General features: G+C 74.0%; 15 protein-coding genes. 12 read left to right on the forward strand and 3 right to left on the reverse strand.

Annotated elements, in window-relative coordinates; all coding sequences use genetic code 11:
* The first annotated feature begins 5 nt into the window (after nt 1-5).
* The 3 genes from ACIRVK_RS01655 to ACIRVK_RS01665 all read left to right on the forward strand — a co-directional run bounded on the left by ACIRVK_RS01655 (nt 6) and on the right by ACIRVK_RS01665 (nt 1,858).
* A complete protein-coding gene (locus ACIRVK_RS01655) occupies nt 6-971 on the forward strand; it encodes a zinc-binding dehydrogenase (protein WP_404242818.1) in 966 nt (321 codons plus the stop codon).
* Nucleotides 972-1,079: 108 nt separating this feature from the next.
* Nucleotides 1,080-1,289 (forward strand): helix-turn-helix domain-containing protein, encoded by a 210-nt coding sequence (locus ACIRVK_RS01660; RefSeq protein WP_404242820.1) that lies wholly within the window; start codon nt 1,080-1,082, stop codon nt 1,287-1,289.
* Entirely contained in the window at nt 1,289-1,858 is a 570-nt protein-coding gene (locus ACIRVK_RS01665; protein ID WP_404242822.1) for a Clp protease N-terminal domain-containing protein, read from the forward strand. Before ACIRVK_RS01660 ends, ACIRVK_RS01665 begins: the two co-directional genes overlap by 1 nt.
* A gap of 57 nt (nt 1,859-1,915) precedes the next feature.
* Here ACIRVK_RS01665 and ACIRVK_RS01670 read toward each other — a convergent pair whose 3' ends face one another.
* Nucleotides 1,916-2,968 (reverse strand): helix-turn-helix transcriptional regulator, encoded by a 1,053-nt coding sequence (locus tag ACIRVK_RS01670; RefSeq protein ID WP_404242824.1) that lies wholly within the window; start codon nt 2,966-2,968, stop codon nt 1,916-1,918.
* A 1-nt stretch (nt 2,969) separates the two neighbouring features.
* Nucleotides 2,970-3,938: a DUF4097 family beta strand repeat-containing protein gene (locus ACIRVK_RS01675; RefSeq protein ID WP_404242826.1), complete on the reverse strand. Its 969-nt coding sequence runs from the start codon at nt 3,936-3,938 to the stop codon at nt 2,970-2,972.
* Nucleotides 3,939-3,992: 54 nt separating this feature from the next.
* Between ACIRVK_RS01675 and ACIRVK_RS01680 the strand changes: the two genes are divergently transcribed.
* A complete protein-coding gene (locus ACIRVK_RS01680; RefSeq protein WP_404243143.1) occupies nt 3,993-4,853 on the forward strand; it encodes a hypothetical protein in 861 nt (286 codons plus the stop codon).
* A 9-nt stretch (nt 4,854-4,862) separates the two neighbouring features.
* On the opposite strand, the gene ACIRVK_RS01685 is transcribed toward ACIRVK_RS01680, so the two are convergent.
* Nucleotides 4,863-5,042: a DUF6104 family protein gene (locus tag ACIRVK_RS01685; protein ID WP_028420339.1), complete on the reverse strand. Its 180-nt coding sequence runs from the start codon at nt 5,040-5,042 to the stop codon at nt 4,863-4,865.
* Between the two features lie 178 nt (nt 5,043-5,220).
* Between ACIRVK_RS01685 and ACIRVK_RS01690 the strand changes: the two genes are divergently transcribed.
* From ACIRVK_RS01690 to fxsT, 8 genes are all read left to right on the forward strand, one after another.
* A complete protein-coding gene (locus ACIRVK_RS01690) occupies nt 5,221-5,613 on the forward strand; it encodes a CU044_2847 family protein (RefSeq protein WP_404242828.1) in 393 nt (130 codons plus the stop codon).
* Complete coding sequence (locus ACIRVK_RS01695) at nt 5,613-7,700, forward strand: trypsin-like peptidase domain-containing protein (protein ID WP_404242830.1); 2,088 nt, start codon at nt 5,613-5,615, stop codon at nt 7,698-7,700. The genes ACIRVK_RS01690 and ACIRVK_RS01695 overlap by 1 nt, the downstream gene beginning before the upstream one ends.
* Nucleotides 7,701-7,761: 61 nt before the next feature.
* Nucleotides 7,762-8,793, forward strand: a complete 1,032-nt coding sequence (locus tag ACIRVK_RS01700; RefSeq protein ID WP_404242832.1) for an AAA family ATPase — start codon at nt 7,762-7,764, stop codon at nt 8,791-8,793.
* Between the two features lie 67 nt (nt 8,794-8,860).
* Nucleotides 8,861-12,085: an SAV_2336 N-terminal domain-related protein gene (locus tag ACIRVK_RS01705; RefSeq protein ID WP_404242834.1), complete on the forward strand. Its 3,225-nt coding sequence runs from the start codon at nt 8,861-8,863 to the stop codon at nt 12,083-12,085.
* Nucleotides 12,086-12,168: 83 nt separating this feature from the next.
* Complete coding sequence (fxsA, locus tag ACIRVK_RS01710; RefSeq protein ID WP_404242836.1) at nt 12,169-12,369, forward strand: FxSxx-COOH cyclophane-containing RiPP peptide; 201 nt, start codon at nt 12,169-12,171, stop codon at nt 12,367-12,369.
* A gap of 62 nt (nt 12,370-12,431) precedes the next feature.
* Complete coding sequence (locus ACIRVK_RS01715) at nt 12,432-13,691, forward strand: FxsB family cyclophane-forming radical SAM/SPASM peptide maturase (RefSeq protein ID WP_404242838.1); 1,260 nt, start codon at nt 12,432-12,434, stop codon at nt 13,689-13,691.
* Complete coding sequence (locus ACIRVK_RS01720; protein WP_404242840.1) at nt 13,685-14,944, forward strand: aKG-HExxH-type peptide beta-hydroxylase; 1,260 nt, start codon at nt 13,685-13,687, stop codon at nt 14,942-14,944. Before ACIRVK_RS01715 ends, ACIRVK_RS01720 begins: the two co-directional genes overlap by 7 nt.
* A 65-nt stretch (nt 14,945-15,009) precedes the next feature.
* Nucleotides 15,010-18,003, forward strand: a complete 2,994-nt coding sequence (gene fxsT, locus ACIRVK_RS01725) for an FxSxx-COOH system tetratricopeptide repeat protein (protein ID WP_404242842.1) — start codon at nt 15,010-15,012, stop codon at nt 18,001-18,003.
* The last annotated feature ends 64 nt before the right edge of the window (nt 18,004-18,067 follow it).

Consider the following 18,067-nt stretch of genomic DNA (forward strand, 5'->3'; position numbering starts at 1 on the left):
AGGTCATGTTCGCCGTCTACGCCGCCCGAATCGACCGCGACCAGCCGCTCAACGGCCTTGAGCTCGGGGACCGTCCGGCTCCCGAGGCCCGGTCCGGCTGGAGCACCGTCAACGTCAGGGCCGCCTCTCTCAACCATCACGACCTCTGGTCGCTGCGGGGCGTGGGTCTGCCCGAGGAGCGACTGCCGATGATCCTCGGCTGTGACGCCGCCGGGGTCGACGAGGACGGCAACGAGGTCGTCCTGCACTCCGTGATCGGCCAGAGCGGTCACGGGGTCGGCCCCAGGGAGCCCCGCTCCATTCTCACCGAGCGCTATCAGGGGACGTTCGCGGAGCAGGTCGCCGTCCCGACCTGGAACGTGCTGCCCAAGCCGCGGGAGCTGTCCTTCGCCGAGGCCGCGTGTCTGCCGACGGCCTGGCTGACGGCCTACCGCATGCTCTTCACCAACGCCGGTGTGCGGCCCGGCGACTCCGTCCTGGTGCAGGGGGCCGGCGGCGGTGTCGCCACGGCCGCGATCGTGCTCGGCAAGGCGGCGGGGCTGCGCGTCTTCGCGACCAGCCGGGACGAGGCCAAGCGGAAGCGGGCCGTGGAGCTGGGCGCCGTGGAGGCGGTGGAGTCGGGGGCGCGGCTGCCGCAGCGGGTGGACGCCGTCATCGAGACGGTCGGCGCGGCCACCTGGTCGCACTCGATCAAGTCCCTGCGGCCCGGCGGCACGCTCGTCATCTCCGGTGCCACGAGCGGTGACCGGCCCTCGCACGCCGAACTGACCCGCATCTTCTTCCTGGAGCTCAAGGTCGTCGGCTCGACGATGGGCACCAAGGACGAGCTGGAGGACCTGCTCTCCTTCTGCGCCGCCACGGGGGTGCGTCCCGTCATCGACGAGGTGCTGCCGATGGACCGGGCCCGAGAGGGCTTCCAACGGATGGAGTCCGGTGAGCAGTTCGGGAAGATCGTGCTCACCAACGACTGACGGTGCCCCCTTCGCCCTGTGCCGACGGCCGGCCCGGTTTCCGGGTCGGCCGTCGGCATTTGTCAACCAGGGTTGACGGGCGGTGGGATGTCAACGTAAGTTGACAGTATGACCGAAGCAACGGATCTCGCCGAGCGGGCGGGCGACCGTGACCCACTCGTCGGGCTGCGCGCCGTCGCCGCCCTGCGCAGGCTGCTGGAGCAGTTGGAGGCCGTGCAGGTGCGCAGCGCGCGCCATCAGGGGTGGTCGTGGCAGGAGATCGCCGCGGAACTCGGAGTCAGCAGGCAGGCCGTGCACAAGAAGTACGGGAGGCATTGATGTTCGAGCGGTTCACCAAGGACGCCCGCGAGGTGGTGCGCAGCGCGGTCGAGCAGGCGGAACGGTCGGGGGAACGCACCGTCGGCCCCGAGCATCTGCTGCTCGCGCTGCTGGAACGGGACGCGAGCAGGGGCTCGTTCGCCCTCCTCGCACTCGGTCTCGACGAGGAGCGGAAGGAGTCGGTGCGGCGGGCGTTGACCGAGGCGCGGCGCCGGGCGGGGCTGTCCCGGGCCGAGGCCGGCGCCCTCGCCGGTCTGGGGATCGACGTGTCGGAGGTCGTCGCCCGGGTCGAGGAGGTGCACGGCGCCGGGGCGATGTCCGGCGACCGCGGGAACAAGGGCTGGTGGTCGGGGCGCAACACCTTCGGGCGGGGCGCCAAGCAGGTCCTCGAACGCGCCCTGCGTACGGCCGTCGCCCACGACGACCGGCACATCGGCGACGAACACCTCCTCCTGTCGCTGACCCTCCTGCCCGGGTTCTGTGCCGAGGTGCTCGCCGATCACGGGGTGACGTACGAGACGCTGTCCCGGGTGCTCCACGGCGGAGGCGGCGAGGCGAAGGCCGGCTGAGGAGCTGGGCCGACGCCGGTACGCCCGACATCCGCCCGCGCGGGCGCCCCGGTCACGTCAGCTTCTCGGCGTGTGCAGTATCGCGCTGATGTGGGCCGCCGCCGTCGACAAGTGGCCGCGGGCGGCGCGGAGCTGGTCGTCCGTGACGCCGTGGTCGCGGGCCGCGTCGCGGATGTCGTCGCGGAACCGGTCGAGCAGACGGTCGAGGTCGCGGGCCGGGTCGCCGGTCGCTGCCTCGTGCGCCCAGGCGGGCTCGTACTGGGCCGGGAAGTCCTCGGGCGTGTGCGAGTACTCGGCCTGTGCGGCGGCGCTGTCGGTGCCACCCCGCCCGAACCCGAGGTCCTTGCCGAACTCCTTGCCGAAGTCCATTCCGAAGTCGCCGAACTCCTTGGCCAGTTCGGTCAGTCCCTCCCGCACCCCCGTCGGCCAGTCGCCCCGCGAGAAGTGGTCCTGCACCCTGTCCTGCACCCGCTTGGCGATGCGCTGCACCTCCTCCGCGGCCTGGGCCCGCGCCCGCTCCTGCGCCTCCTTGGCCTGGCGCCGGGCGCGCTGGGCCTCCTCGCGCGACCGGCGGCTCTCGTCCTTGGCGCGCCGGGCCTGCTCCTTCCACTCCTGCTTGGCCCGCCGCATCTCCTCCTTGGCGGCGCGCCACTCGTTGTCCGCGTGGCCGAAGTCTCCCGGGGAGCCGTCCTGTTCGCCGCGTCCCCCGGTGGCGCCCCCGCGCCGGGCCTCCGAGGCCGCCGCCCGCATCTCGCGCCGCAGGTCGCCCGCGGCGCCGCGCACATCGGCCCGGATCTCGGCGGCCAGCTCCGCCACCGACTCGCGGATCTCCAGCTCCAGGTCGGCCAGCTCGCCGCTGCGGTCGGCCAGTTCGGCGCGGCCCGCGTCCGTGATGGCGTACACCTTGCGGCCCCCCTCGGTGGTGTGGGTGACCAGGCCCTCGGCCTCCAGCTTGGCGAGGCGGGGGTAGACGGTGCCGGCCGACGGTGCGTACAGCCCCTGGAACCGCTCCTCGAGGAGGCGGATCACCTCGTAGCCGTGGCGCGGGGCCTCGTCCAGCAGCTTCAGCAGGTAGAGGCGGAGGCGGCCGTGGGCGAATACGGGAGGCATGTCAGAGCACCTTCTTGTCGGTCGTGCCGTCGGCCGGCGCGTCGCTCGCGTCGTCGCCCCGGCCGGAAACGGAATTGTCCCCCGACTCGCTGTGCGCCCCGGCCGCCGGGGTGTCCTCGACCAGTGGGCCGATGTCCTCCGGTGCCACGTCCCAGGGCTCGTCCTCGACGGCGGGCCGGCGCAGCAGGGCGATCGAACCGGAGACCGTCGTGGCCTTCAGCCTGCCGTTGCCCGCGCCGAGCCGGCCGGTGATCCGCTTGGCCCCCCACTGGCCGCCGACCCGCAGGTCCTCGAAGGCGTTGGAGACCGAACCGCTCGCGGTGTTCGCCTCCACCTGCGCGTCCGCCGGATGCGGCAGCCGGATGGCGATCTCGCCCGATACGTTCGTCAGGCTGATGTCGGTCGGCCGGCTCGTCGGGTCCAGGTCGACGATCATCGACCCGCTCACCGAGTCCGCCTTGACCGAGGAACCCGCCTCGACCACGGTCAGATCCCCGGAGACGGAGTTGAAGCGCAGGTCCCCGCGCAACGCCTGCGCCTCCACGTTCCCCGAGACGGTGTCCGCCCGGACGGCCCCGGTCAGCCGCACCAGCGTGGTGTCCCCGGTGACGCCCTTCACCTCCGTGCGCCCGTCGATCCCGGAGACCACGGCCGCGGCACCGACCACGCCCACCTCCACGCGGGTGTCGGCGGGCACGGCGAGGGAGACGACGGCACTGCGCCGCCAGCCCTTGCGGTCGAGCCATTTGAGGAAGCCCTTCCAGGGCAGGTCGTCGTAGGCGACGGTGAGGGTGCCGCCCTGCTGGGTGACGATCAGAGGAGGTCCCTCGATCTCGGAGACCTCGAGGCGGGCGGAACCTTCCTCGGTGCCCACCACGTTCACCGTTCCGTTGACGATGCGAACGTGCAGTTCCTTCACGGGTGTGTCGAACGTGAGCTTCCTGGGCTCCCCGACGGACCACTCGGACATGATGCTGACCTCCCCGTCCCAACGCGCCATATCGCGTCTTCTCTCATTCACGATATATCGCGGACACGGAAAGTCAAGACATCCGTTTCGGGGACGTCCGCGCCTCGAAGAGGACGCACAAACACCCCAAACACCCCAAATCGCCTAGCGTGTGGCCATGCCGCTGCCCGGCTCCTCGCGGAGCACACGACGCTCACCCGGGGCGGCGACGACTGGAGCGTCCTCGTCCCCGAGGGCACGCCCTGGCTGCGCGGTGGCGAACCCGTCGACCGCGTCCTGACAGGCTGGGCCACCGCCCTCGCCGTCGGCGCCCCCTGGCCCGTCCTCGCCCTGTGGTGGGACGCCGACCGGGCCGGCTACATCCTCGCCTCCGGCTTCCGCCGCCCCGTCGGCTACGTCTGGCTCGCCAACGGCACCCCGGCCGGCGAGGACGAGGCGATGCGCACGTTCGCCGCCCGTCTGGGCCTGGATCCGGTCCTCGACGTACCGGCGCTCGACCGGCTGACGGAACTCGATCCCTCCGCCGACGCCCGCGCCCGCCTGCGCGGCCTGATCGCCGTCCTCAGGCTCGCGGGAGTGTCGCTGCCGGAGGGCCTGGCCCCCGGACAGCCCCCCGAACGCCTCCGCGAGGCGGCCCGCGTTCAGCCGGACGCTCAGACCGTGGAGCGGCCGGAGCCACCCGAACCGGTCCGCGCGGTCCTCGACGGGGCGGCCGACGGCCACCACGCCCCCTGCCTGCCCTGGTCCGGCACCCCGACGTCCCACGCCCTGGCCCTCGCCCAGGTGGCGACGGGCCTCCCGCTCGCGCTGTGGGGCCTGCGCCGCCGCAGTGCCGGCTGGATCACGGCGGGGGCGCTGCTGCCGGCGCACGGCGCGCTCGGGCTGTCGTACGAGCTGATCCGGCCGTGGGACTGACGGCGGCGGCTACTCGTCGTCCTCGTCGTCCAGCCTGGCCAGCCAGGTCGCGAGCCGTTCGACGGGCACCTCGAAGTCGGGGTTCAGGTCGACGAACGTGCGCAGCTGCTCGGCGAGCCACTCGAAAGTGATCTCTTCCTCGCCGCGCCGCTTCTCCAGTTCCTCGATGCCGCGGTCGGTGAAGTACAAGGTGAGCTCCGTGCAGGGCGATGGTCCGGTTGCCGCCAGCATAAACGGGTGGTGACGTTCTCTCCCTCAGACAAACACCCGGGGGCTAGCCTGGAGAGTCCAACCCTGCTGTTTCCAGGGATGGTTGGTGGAGCGGGGGCCGCTGCCACGGGGGTGGCCGGAGCGAGGGGACGAAGCCATGGCCGGTCTGGAGACGGCGCACGAGGACGACGTCGTGCGGCTCGACATCGGAGGCAGACCCGTCCTGGTGCGGATGGCAGGCGGAGCGTCGCTGCCCGCCGTACCCGCCCAGGGCAAGTACGCGGACTCCGGCCGCTTCGCCGACCGGGTCGCCCGCGGCGTCGAGGGCCTGGACGACCTGGTGCACGGCGTCGCGGTCGCCCTGCGCGACGCGACGGCCGCGGTGCGGCCCGACGAGGTGTCGGTCTCGTTCGGGGTGGAACTCTCGGTCCAGGCGGGAGCGGTGGTCTCGCTGCTCGCGAACTCCGAGGCCAAGGCCAGCGTCACCGTGAAGCTGACCTGGCGGGGCGGGCAGCGGCCCGGCGATCCCACGCCGCCCGAGGGCGAGTAGTGCGGGAGGACGCCATACCGGACTCGCCTGCGCCCGAGCCCGCGTACGCCTACGAGGTCCTCGAACACTCCATCCTCGCCGCCTGTGTGCGCGTTCACGCGCACCGCCCCGGGTATGCACAACCCGGGGCGGACGACACCTGGGGCTCCGGCTTCTTCGTGGCCCCCGGGTGGGTGATCACCTGCGCCCACGTGATCGGCGAAGGGGTACGGACCGACGGGACAGCCGTGAGGGGGGAAGACGGGGTGAGGCTCGTGGGCAGCGAGGTCGGCATCTCGTTCACCGACGACAACGGCACGCCCGGAACCACCACCGGGCTCGTCGAGTGGCTGCTGCCGACGGAGCCTGAGGACCGCAAAGGCCCCTGGGCCGCCCCCGACCTGGCGCTCGTCCGGGTGCGGGACGCCGTCTCGCACGCCAGCGTCTGGCTCAGCGACCGGCCCCGCCCGCGCTTCCAGGAGGTCGCGTACTTCGGCTGCACCGACGAGTTCGGCGAGCCGGAGATCACCGGCCGTCGCACCACCCTCATCGGGGACGCGGCCCGCGGCGCCTTCGCCCGGCTCGGGACGGCGGACGAGATCGAACCCGGCATGTCCGGCGGCCCCGTGGTGGACCTCCGCCGCGGCGAGGTGATCGGCGTCGTCAAGGCCCGGCGCACCGCCGGGGGCGGCGGCCTCGCCGTGACCGTCACCCAGGTGCGCGCCGCCCCCCGCTACCAGGAGATCATCCGCGCGCACGATCGCTACCACCTCGACCGTCACCTCGACACCCGACCCGTACCGGGCTGGGCCGAACTGCAGCGCGAGTGCCGGCCCGCGGGGCGTCGCGGGCTCGCCCCCGACGACCGGGCGACGCTGCTGGGACTGCTCGCGGAACTGCCGCCGCCGGCCGGCGCCGACGTGGCGAAACGCCTCGTGGACGCCTCCCGTGGCGAGGAGTTCGGCTCGGGCCTGTGCCCGGCCCCGCTCGCCTGGCGCGACGGCATGGGCATGCTCTACGACCCGCCGGGCGGCGACGAGACGGCCACCGTGCTGCGGTACGTGACGGCCGTGGCGGCACTCGAGCACCCGCGGCCGCCCGCGCCGGACCTCGAGGAGCGGCTGTGGGAGGTGGTGCTCGAGCTCGCCGGCCGGCACAGCCGGGCACTGCGCCGGCAGATGGCCGACCGGTACGCCGCTCTCCAGCAGCAGCGCGCTGTGCGCCGGGCCGTACCGGCGGGCGGCCTGCCGAGTCCGCCCGCGCCCGCCCGGCCGGTCCCCGACAGCGCCGGAGCCGATCCCGACGCGGTGGTGCACGCGCCCACCGTGCTGCTCGAGGCCTGGCGGGACACCTGGGAGGGGACGTACACCTGGCAGGTCTCCGTACTGCGCCGGGGCGGCCGGGCCGAGCCGATGTACAACGGCCAGGCCGCCACCGAGGACGATCTGCGGACCGGACTGCGCGATCCCCTCGTCCAGGCGTTCCGGTCGGTCGACGCCGGGGACGAGCACCGGGCGCGCCTCGATGTCGCCGTGCTGCCCGAGCTGTTCACCCTGCCCGTCGACGAGTGGGAGGTCAGCGACGGCGAACCGCTCGGCGTCCAGCGGCCCGTCGTCCTCAGGTATCCGAGCTCCCTGGCCGTCGCCCAGCGGGCGCTGCAGCGCAGCAGGGCCCGCTGGAACCGGCTGCGGGAGGGCCCGCTGGAGGGCCAGCCGGTCGACTGCGCCGGCGGCCGGCCGCGCACCGTGGACCAGGACTGGCTGGACCGGCTCGCCGAACACGCGGTGCCGGTGCACTGCCGCGGCGCCGACGCCCAGCCCACCCTGGGCACCCTGCACGCCGTCCGGGAAACGGGGTACGCGGTGGCCGTGTGCCGAAGACCGGCGCCGGGTTCGGCCGACGGGGCGTGCGCGGGCTTCCACCGCGGAGTACAGCGGGAACTGGAACGCGCCGCCGGAGCCTGGCAGTTGCCGGCCCGCCTGCGACAGGTCCGCTCGGAGGCGTTCACCAAGGAGTACGACGCCTACTGGTCGCTCGGGGTGGGGCTGGTCTACGACGACCCCGACCATCCGCTCCCCTCCGGCGCACCCCTGAACGGAGACCTGTGACGCAGCCGCACCCGCGGCCGGGACGCCGCACCACACGCCGCTCACCCACGAGGAGCAGGACATGAACGAATGGCTCATCTACCGCGGCGTCGGCGTTCCCCACGACGGCATCGAGCGGCTGCCCGCGCCACCGCCCTGGCGCGCGTTCGACGGCGGGGCGCCCGCCGACGAACCACCGGACGACGACGCGCCACCGGAAACCACGACGCACGAGGGCGACAACGCCACGCTGCGCCGCCTCGGCAGCCGGCGCCAGGACGTGCGCCTGGACGGCCCGGACGCCGAGGAACTCGACGTCATCAACGCCGCGCTCTACCTGCGCCGCCCCCTGCTGGTGACCGGCCGCCCCGGCACCGGCAAGTCCACCCTGGCGCACGCCGTCGCCCACGAACTGAAACTGGGCAGGGTGCTGCGCTGGCCCATCGTCTCGCGCAGCAGCCTGCAGGACGGCCTCTACCGGTACGACGCCATCGCGCGCCTCCAGGACGTCCAGATCGCCGCCAACGCGGGCCGCCCCGAACACGTGCCCGGCATCGGCGACTACATACGCCTGGGCCCCCTCGGCACGGCACTGCTGCCCGGGGCCCGCCCCCGTGTCCTGCTCGTCGACGAGCTGGACAAGAGCGACATCGACCTGCCCAACGACCTGCTCAACGTCCTGGAGGAGGGCGAGTTCGCCATCCCCGAACTGGAGCGGGTGGCCGAGCGGGAGCCCGAGGTCCACGTCCTGACCGACGAGGGCCGCAAGGTGGCCGTGCGCGGCGGCCGGATCCGTTGCCGTGCCTTCCCGTTCATCGTGCTGACCAGCAACGGCGAACGGGACTTCCCGGCGGCCCTGCTGCGCCGCTGCATCCACCTGGAGCTGGCCCCGCCCGACGAGAAGCGGCTGAGCGCGATGGTCAAGGCCCACCTCGGCGACGAGGCGGCGGAGCGAGGCAACGACCTGATACGGGAGTTCCTGGCCCGCGCCCAGCACGAGGTGATAGCAGCCGATCAGTTGCTCAACGCCATCTTCCTCACCCACTACGCGGCCCCGCCGACCCGGGAGAGCCTCGCCGATCTGCTCGTCCAGCGACTCGACCGGGCCAGGTGAGGGGGATGAGCGGCGATCGGGCGGGGACGCCGGGGCGGCAGGCGCCGACCGAAGGCGACGTGGCCCGGTGAGCGGCGCTCCCGACGAGATCGCGAAACTGGCCGGGCTGCTGCACGCGACCGGTCTGCAGACCACTGCCCAGGAGCTGGCCGACGCCCTGTGGCTCGGCGCTCACCTCACCCCGTCCCCACAGGCGGCGACGTCCGTCACGCCCGCCTCCGCCGCCGAGACCATCACCGGCAGGGAACCGGTGGGGGACGAGGACGCCTCGGCCCAGGACGACGCAGTACCGCGCCGTCCGCCGCGCCACCGTGCCGCCGTCTCGCTCTTCGCCGACGGCCGCGGCCCGGGACCGCCCTCCAGGGCGGCCGGTGGCACGCCCCCGGCGGTCCAGGTGCGCGCGCCGGCACCACCGGCGCTGCCGGGCCACCTGGAGTTCCAGCGCGCCCTGAGGCCGCTGCAGCGCCTCCAACTGCCCGCTCCGCCGCGGCGCCTGGTGCTCGACGAGGAGGCCACCGCGGACGCCAGCGCCCGTGCCATGGGGCTGGTCGTGCCCGTACTGCGCCCCGAGGGGCGACGCGAGGCCACGCTGCACCTGGTGCTCGACGCGTCGCCGTCCATGGTCGTCTGGCGCGAGCTCTTCGCCGAACTGCGCCGCGTCTTCGAGCGCATCGGGGCCTTCCGCGACATCCAGGCCCACTACCTGCACAGCCGCCCGGACGGCACCGCCTTCCTCGGCCGCAGCCCCGACCCGAACGGCGTCGGCGGCTCGGCGGACCAACTGCGCGACCCGTCCGGACGCTCCCTGACGCTGCTCATGACCGACTGCACCGGACCGCTGTGGCGCCAGGGCTGGGCGCAGCGCATGGTGCACCGCTGGACGGAGTACTCGCCGACCGTGCTCGTGCAGCCGCTGCCGCACCGGCTGTGGAGCCGCACCTGGCTGCCCGCCGAGCCCGGCACCCTGCAGCGGGGCGAGGGCCGGGGCGTGCCCCTGCGGTTCCTGGCCCGCGGCCCGGCCCGCACCGGCGGCCGCTGCGTGCCGATGCTGCCGCCGAGCCCGATGGCCATGGGGGCCTGGGCGCGGCTTCTCGCCGGCCTCGGCGGACGCCCGGTGCCGGCCGCGACGGGCCGCGTGCACGCCGACCACCCCGCGGCGCCGACGCCCGAGGTGGACGCCCCGCAGCCCGGCCCGGAGGAGCTCGTCAGCCGGTTCCGCTCCACCGCCTCGCCGCACGCGATGAACCTCGCGGTGTTCCTGTCGGCGGCCCCGCTGGTGCTGCCGGTGATGCGGATGGTGCAGCACACCATGCTGCCCGGCTCCGGCCCCTCCGATCTGGCCGAGGTGCTGCTCAGCGGCCTGCTGCGGCGCAGTGGGGAGGAGCCGGGCGACTGGTACGAGTTCGTGCCCGGCGTGCGGGACGTCCTCCTCGGCCCGCTCGACCGCGACGACGCCAGGCTGGTGCTCAAACACTGCTCCGACTACGTGCGCCGCCACTTCGGCCGCGGCGCGCGGGACTTCCCGGCGCTCGCGGTCGCCCAGCTGGACCGGGCCGGGCACCTGCCCCGGCCGGAGCCGGCCGCCGCCGAGGTGCCGGTGCCCCGGCCCTTCGCCGAGGTCCCGGCCGCGGTCGTCCGGCGGTTCCTGGAGCCCGTCCGCGAGGAGCCGCCGGTCGGGGAGGACGCCTCGCCCGCCGCCACCGACCTGGCCTGGCCGGTGCAGACGGCGCGGACCCTCGTCGCCGACTACGAGCGCGACGGCAACCAGAACGGACTGCACACCGCGGCCGCGGTGCTCCGCCGGGCCGCGGAGGGACTGCGCGACGACGTGCCCGGGAACGGGCCCGGCGGCGAGGTCCGGTTCGAGCTGGGCCGGGTGCTGCTGAAACTGTGGGCCGTGCAGCACGACCCGCGCCTGCTCGAGGAGGCCGAGACGGTGCTGCGCCGGGTGACGGCCGTACCCGGGATGGTGCGGGCGCGCGCCGTGCTCGGACAGGTCCTGTACGAGCAGGCGCTCGCCGCCCGCCCGGCACCGTCGGCGCAGGCGCTGAGCGAGGCGGAGCAGGAGTTCGCCGCGGTCTGCGTGACCGAGGGCGTCGAGTACGAACTCGGCCGGGACTGCGCCGTGCGGCGGGCCGAGATCCTGCTGCGACTGCACCGTCTGCAGGGCGCGCCGGGCTATCTGAGGGACGCGGTGGCCACCCTGGAGGAGTTCGAACGCCGCGAGGGACGCCAGCGCGGCAAACCCGACAGCACCCTGCACCTCGTCCTCGGCCAGGTGCTGCTCGCCCTCGCCGAAGCCGACCCGCAGCCGGCCTCCGCCCAGGCCGCCGCCGACCAACTGGCCGTCGGCCTCGCCGTGCTGGACCCCGAGGCCCCCGCCACCCGACGGGCCCGCGCCCGGCTGGACCTGGCCGACGCGCTCAGCCGGGTCCCGGGCCGCACCGACGAGGCGCTCGACCACCTCCGACGGGCCCTGACGGAGGCGACCGGCGACCAGCCGCTGCGGCTGGCGGTGCTGATGCGGACGGCCCGCGTGCACCGCGCCCGCTACGCCACCGGCCGGGACCCCGCCGATCTCCACGCGGCGGCCGCCGCCTATGCCGCCGCCCGGCCGCTGGCCGCCCGCGACGACGACCGGTACGCGGACCTGCTGCCGGAGTGGGGCGAGACGCTGCTGGAGCTGGCCGCGACCGCGCACGGCGCCGGCCATGTCTCCACGGCCGTACAGGTGCTGCGGGAGAGCCGCGCGGCGCTGCCGCGCACCGACCCCGAGTCCGCGCGGCGGCTGCTGGCCCTCGCCCGCGGACTGCGGCTGCGCTACCGTCACGAACGCGACATGGTCGACCTCTGGGAGGCCGAGCATCTCCTCTCCCTCGCCGCCAAGGCCCCCGGCCACCCGCTGCTGCGCGCCCGGGCCTGGCGGGAGCACGGCGACGTGCAGCTGGAACTCCACGACAGGACGGCCGACTTCGGATGGCTGGAGCACGCCGCCGACTCCTACCGCAGAGCCTGGCGGGCGGCGCTCGACGCGGGCGGGGAGCGGCGCCGGGAGGGGCTGCGGTACGCGGCGCGGCTGCAGCAGTTGCGGGGGCAGGTCCTGGAGCGGATGGGACGGCCGCGCGGCGCCCTGGACGCCTACCGCATCGCGTTGGACCTGTGGACCGAGGCGGAGACGGAAGCACCTCAGCCGGACGGGGAAGCGACGGAAGGGGCCGAAAGGGCGGCAGAGGCGTACGAGTTGGACACAGTGGGACTTCAGGAACGCATCCGCGCCCTGCAGACGCCCTGACCCGGCCGCTGGCCCCGGGTGCCGTTTCCTGCCTTGGGCGGAGGGGGAGAAGGCACGGGACAGCCGGAAAAGGAGCCGAACCGATGAAGGACCCGAACGACTCGGCGGTCGCGGTGGACGACGCGACCGCAGGCACGGGCCGACTGGTGGACCTCTCCGGGGTCGATCTGGCCGCCCTGCGCGGGCTGGACCACCCGGTACTGGCCGAAGTGATCGAGGACCTGTTGGTGCGGGTCACCGATCCGGCCGGCGTCCTGGCCGAGTACGACCAGAAAGCGGGCTGAGGGCCGACCGGCCGCAGCATGCCACACAGGCCCGGGGGAGGGCCCGACGGGGAGGGCACGACATGGAGGCCCAGCAGCAGGACCGGTGGGCGACGCACCTCGCTCGCGCGCCCTGGCCCTACGCGGCGCTGGACGTGCCGGCGCTGAGGGCCGCCGGCCGGCGGGCCCGGCCGTTCCGCCAGTTCGTGCTCAAGGTGAACAGCCGCTGCAACCTGGCCTGCACCTACTGCTACATCTACACGATGGCCGACGCGACCTGGCGCGAGCGGCCACCCGTCATGGACGCCGCGACCCGCGCCCTGACCGTCCGTCGCATCGCCGAACACGCCCGGCGCCACCGCCTGCCCGGCGTCGACCTGGTCCTGCACGGCGGCGAGCCCCTGCTCACCCCGGCCGCCGAACTGGCCGAGCTGGTCCGGCGGTTACGGCAGCGGCTGCCGGCCCACTGCGCCCTGTCGGTCACCGTGCAGACCAACGCCACCCTGCTGACCGCCGGCCGCCTCGACGCGCTCGCCGCAGCGGGGATCCGGGTCGGCGTCAGTCTGGACGGCGGCCCCGGACACAACGCCCGGCGCGTCGACCACGCCGGGCGCCCCTCCTGGCCGGCGGCGGCGCGAGGGCTGCGGCTGCTCTCGGGGCGTCCGGAGGTGTTCGCCGGGCTGCTCAGCGTCGTCGACCTCGAACAGGATCCCGTCGAGACCTACGAGTCCCTGCTGCGGTTCGCGCCGCCCACCCTCGACCTGCGGCTGCCCCTGGCCAACTGGAGCAGCCCGCCACCGGGCCGGCGGCCCGGCCGGACCCCCTACGCGGACTGGCTCCTCGCCGTCTTCGACCACTGGTGGGGGGCCGGGCGCCGGCGCACCCGGATACGGCTGTTCGAAGAAGTGATCGCGCTGCTGTTCGGCCTCCCCACCGGCACCGAGGTACTGGGTCCGGCCGCCTCGGTGACGGCCGTGGTCGAGACCGACGGAGCGATCGAGCTGACGGACGCCCTCAAGTCCGCCTACGAGGGCGCGACGCACACCGGACTGCACGTCGCCCGCGACGGATTCGACGAGGCGCTGGACCATCCCGGCTTCGTCGCCCGGCAGTTGGGCACGGACGCCCTGGCCCCCGTCTGCCAGGCCTGTGACCTCGTCGCCGTCTGCGGGGGCGGCCACTACGTCCACCGCTTCCGCGACGGCCAGGGCTTCGCCAACCCCTCGGTCTACTGCGCCGAACTCGACGCGCTGATCCGGCACATCGCCGCTCGACTGCACGCCGCCGTACCGGCCCGCCCCACGCCGCAGGCGCAGCCACGGGCGGGAGCACTGCCATGCTGACCGCCGCCCCGCCACGGCCCGCACGCGGGGCCCGCCGCCTGGAGGTGTCCACGGCCCGGTTACGGCAGCTCGGCACCACAGCCCCCGACGCGTACACCGCCGGTCTGCTGCTCACCGCCCGCCACAGCAAGCGCCTTCTGCTGCTACGCGGCATCCTGGACGCCCTGCCCCGCGGTGGCGAGAGCCACGACCACTGGGCGCTGCTGGAAGAGGCCGAGCGCACGGCGCCCGGGGCCGTGCACACCGTGCTCCACCACCCCACGATCGGCACCTGGGCCGAGGAGACCCTGCGCAGGCTGCACGCCCCCCGCTCCGAGGCGCCCACCGACCTCGCCCACTTCGGGGCGCTGGCCGCCTCGGCGGCACTGAGCGCGGGCCTCGACTTCACCCTGCTGCTCAGGACCGGAGGCCGGCTCCTCACGCTCCCGGCGCTCGGCGCGCTGCGCCGCGACCGGCCCGGTGCCCTCACCGTCACCGGTACGTCCTGGCGGCAGCCGCCGGAAGGCACCGAGGCCCTGCCCCTGCACCGGATCGCGGACCCGGCCGTCGTCCTCGACGACCTCGACCCCTATCGCACCCCCCGCCCCTCGGCCTCGCTGCGTCCGTCCCGCCGTCTCGGCCCCGGCGGCCAGGCCCGCTGGGACGCGCGCCTCACCGGGGCCCTGGCGGTCCTGGAGCGCGTGGACCCGGCCCGGGCCGAGGAGATCCGCACGCTCCTGTCCTGCGTGGTACCGCTGGCCCGCACCTCGCCCACGGCGGGAGCGACGGCCCCCGCCGCCCACGGCGCCGTGCTCCTGCGGCCCCGTCCCCGGGGCGAACTGGCCGCGGCGCTGGTCCACGAGGTGCAGCACGGCAAACTCGCCGCCCTGAGCGACCTGGTACGGCTGCACACCGCGGACCCCGAGCCGCGCCACCGGGTGCCGTGGCGTCCCGACCCGCGCCCCTTCGAGGGCGTGCTGCAGGGGGCGTACGCCCACCTCGCGCTGGCCGACTGGTGGGCTCGCGCCGCGTTCGCCGGGGTGACGGGGGCCTGGGAGGCGCACATCCGCTACCGGCAGCAGGTCGCCGCGGTCCTGCCCGATCTGGTCGGGTCGGCCCATCTCACCCCAGCGGGGCGCGAGTTCACCCTCGCCATGGCGGCCACGGAACGCGGATTCGGACCGCCGGGGCACGCCCCGAAGAGCCGGTCGCGCATCACCGATCAAGAAACGACGCCGGAACGCCGACACATTCACCAGGCGTTAATCCGCTGAACGGAACGCCGACAGGGCAGGACACGACGGACGCGAGCAACTCGTGTGGACGAAGAGAGACGGCAGTGACTAGGGCAGCAGCAGACAACGACGCCGAGCCGCAGCACTTCCTGGTCAGTTATGTGGGCTACGACCGCACCTGGGCCCGGTGGATCGGCCACCGTCTGGAGGAGCACGGCCACCGCATCACCCTGCGGCCCCTGGACCCGCTGGCCAGTGCGACGCTCACCGACGCCCTGACCGACCTGGGCCGGGCCAGCGGCAAGGTGATCATGGTGCTCAGCGAGCGGTACTTCAGCCGCGGCGGTCACACCACCGCGCAGTGGAACGAGGCCCTCGGCGCGGTCACCGAGCGGCACCCCGGCCGCTACGTGGGGGTCAGTCTGACCAGCGGCAGCACCCCCGGCGCCAGCGCCGCCCTGGAGCCCGTCGAACTGTGGGGCATCGACGCCCGCGAGGCCGAGTTCCGGGTGCTGCGCAGGCTGGGCCTGCCGGTCGAGCACCTCGGCGTGAGCAGCGGCCGCCGCGGCCCCCGCTTCCCCAACGACCCGCCGGAGGTCTGGGGCGGCGTACCGCGCCGCAATCCCCGCTTCACCGGCCGCATCGAGGTCATGGACCGGCTGCGGGACCAGCTCCAGGAGGCACCGCCCGGAGCCAAGGTCGTCACCCTCCTCGGCATGTCCGGCGTCGGCAAGAGCCAGATCGCGGCGGAGTACGCCTACCGGTACGCCTCCGAGTACGACGTCGTGTGGTGGGTGTCCGCCGAGGACCGGGCCAGCCTGCGCGAACGCCTCGCGGACCTGGCCCCCGCCTTCCAGCTCGGGGCCGAGGCGTCGAGCTACGGCGAGCGCATCCGCACCGCCCTGGAGGCGCTGCGCAAGGGCCGCCCCTACAACCGCTGGCTGATGATCTTCGACGGGTGCGACGAGCCGGACATCCTCGTCGACCTGCTGCCGTCCGGCGCGGGCGACGTCATCATCACCTCGCGCAACCGCGACTGGGCCGTCCGCAACACCCAGCTCGTGGAGGTACCCGTCTACACCCGGCGCGAGAGCGTGATCTTCATCCGCCGGCGCGCCCTGCGGCTCGGCGCCGAGGAGGCCGAGCAACTGGCGGGCGCGCTGGGCGACTTCCCCCTCGCCCTGGACCAGACCGCGGGCTGGCTGGCCGACTCGCCGATGACGGTCCCCGCCTATCTGGAGCTGCTCAAACGGCGCCTGGACGCACCGGACATGCTGCGGGTCTCGGAGGAGTTCCCCACCCCGTTCCCGCAGTCGATCGCCATACTCCTCAACAGCATCCGCGAGGAGTTCCCCGACGCCCGCGCCCTGCTGCGGCTGTGCGTGTTCTTCGCCCCGGGGCGGGTCCCGCTGCGGCTGCTGCGGCAGATCCCCGCGACGGACCTGCCCGAGGAGTACACCGGCCTGATGAACGACCAGGTCCGGTGGAACGCGGCACTGAACAAGCTCGTCCAGTTCTCGGTGGCCGGCCTGGAGTACTCCGAGCACTCGGTGGACGCGGGCGGAAGCGTGGAGACCGTACAGCTCCACAACATGGTCTACGAGGTGGTACGGCAGGACGTCGCCTCCGACGACGCGGTGCAGTTGCAGCGGGCCGTGCGGCGGGTGCTCGCCAAGGCCGACCCCGGTGGCCCCGAGGAACCCCGCAACTGGCCCCGGTATGCCGAGCTCATCCCGCACCTGGCTCCCTCTGGTGCTCTGACCAGCAGCAACCCCGAGATCCAGAACTTCGTGCTGCGCTGTCTGCGCTTCCTCAACTTCAGCGGCGAGTACCGCACCTGCCTCCCCCTGTGCGAGGAGGCCGACGCCCAGTGGCGCGCCAAGCTCGGCGACAACCACGCCCAGGTCCGCGAACTCGGCTACACCTTCGGCGCCGCGCTGCGCATGCTCGGCCAGTTCCGGCGGGCGGAGCAGCTCAGCCGGCGCATGGTGGAGCAGCTCACCGAGAAGCGCGGGGAGCGGGACCTGGAAACCCTGCGGGCGATGAGCATGCTCGGGTCCGTGCTGATGCGCACCGCCAAGTACGTCACCGCGCACGAGCTGTTCGAGCACTGCTGGTCGACCTACCGCGCCCTGCTCGGCGAGGACGACGCCACCACCCTCGCCGCCCAGAACAACCTCGCCGTGGCGCTGCGTCTGCTGGGGCGCTACCAGCAGGCCTACGACCTCGACCTGGACACCCTGCGCCGCCGGGAGCGGGTGCTGCGGGCCCGGCACCTCAACACCCTCAGCTCCGGCATCTCGTGCGCGCTCGGCCTGCGTCTGATGGGACGCTACGGCGAGGCTCTGTCCCACCAGGAACAGAGCCTGCGGCTCAACCGGGCCCTGCTCGGTGAGAACCACCCGCTCACCCTGCTCGCCGAGCACAACCTCGCCCTGTGCCGGCGCCGCAGTGGCGACCTCAACCGGGCCGGCGACGCCCTGCAGGACGTCTACGAACGCAGCCGACGCGTCTTCGGCAACGACTACCCGGCCACGCTGATGATCGCCTCCGACCTGGCCACCTACCTGCGCGAGTACGGCAGCCTCGAGGAGTCCCGGCGGATCACCGAGGACGTGGTCAGCGCCTACCACCGCCAGCTCGGCCTGGCCCACCCCTTCTACCTCGGCGAGGTCAGCAACCTGGGGCTGGTACTGCGCGCCCAGGGCGAGCGGGAGGAGGCGCACAGCCTGTGCGAGCAGGCGCTCGTCGGCATGGACAACGCGCTCGGCTCCCGCCACCCCTGGACCCTGGGCTGTGCCGTGAACGCCTCGGCCGGCCGCAGTTTCACCCGGCGGTTCGCCGAGGCGTACGCCCTGTCCGTGGTGACCTACGACGGCTGCCGGGCCGTCCTCGGCGAGGACCACCCGATGACGCTCACCGCCCAGGTCGCTCTCGCCTGCGACCTGCGCGACGCCCAGCGCGGCGACGAGGCCGATCCACTGGAGCAGGACGCGCTGCGCCGGCTCGCGACGACTCTCGGCCCCCAGCACATCCACACCGTCTCGGCCCGCGAACGGGTGCGCCCCTACTGGGAGTTCGAGCCGCAGCCGGCCTGACGCCACGCTGTCCCGGACAGCCGGAAGGCCCGCACCCCCGTTGTCCGAGGGGGCCGGGCCTTCC

The sequence above is a fragment of the Streptomyces sp. NPDC101152 genome (assembly GCF_044768275.1).
Taxonomy (GTDB): domain Bacteria; phylum Actinomycetota; class Actinomycetes; order Streptomycetales; family Streptomycetaceae; genus Streptomyces.

Coding starts and splice junctions, on each gene's coding strand:
- ACIRVK_RS01655 (WP_404242818.1), top strand. CDS start 6: ATGTTCGCCGTCTACGCCGCCCGAATCGACCGCGACCAGCCGCTCAAC.
- ACIRVK_RS01660 (WP_404242820.1), top strand. CDS start 1,080: ATGACCGAAGCAACGGATCTCGCCGAGCGGGCGGGCGACCGTGACCCA.
- ACIRVK_RS01665 (WP_404242822.1), top strand. CDS start 1,289: ATGTTCGAGCGGTTCACCAAGGACGCCCGCGAGGTGGTGCGCAGCGCG.
- ACIRVK_RS01670 (WP_404242824.1), bottom strand. CDS start 2,968: ATGCCTCCCGTATTCGCCCACGGCCGCCTCCGCCTCTACCTGCTGAAG.
- ACIRVK_RS01675 (WP_404242826.1), bottom strand. CDS start 3,938: ATGTCCGAGTGGTCCGTCGGGGAGCCCAGGAAGCTCACGTTCGACACA.
- ACIRVK_RS01690 (WP_404242828.1), top strand. CDS start 5,221: ATGGCCGGTCTGGAGACGGCGCACGAGGACGACGTCGTGCGGCTCGAC.
- ACIRVK_RS01700 (WP_404242832.1), top strand. CDS start 7,762: ATGAACGAATGGCTCATCTACCGCGGCGTCGGCGTTCCCCACGACGGC.
- fxsA (WP_404242836.1), top strand. CDS start 12,169: ATGAAGGACCCGAACGACTCGGCGGTCGCGGTGGACGACGCGACCGCA.
- ACIRVK_RS01715 (WP_404242838.1), top strand. CDS start 12,432: ATGGAGGCCCAGCAGCAGGACCGGTGGGCGACGCACCTCGCTCGCGCG.
- ACIRVK_RS01720 (WP_404242840.1), top strand. CDS start 13,685: ATGCTGACCGCCGCCCCGCCACGGCCCGCACGCGGGGCCCGCCGCCTG.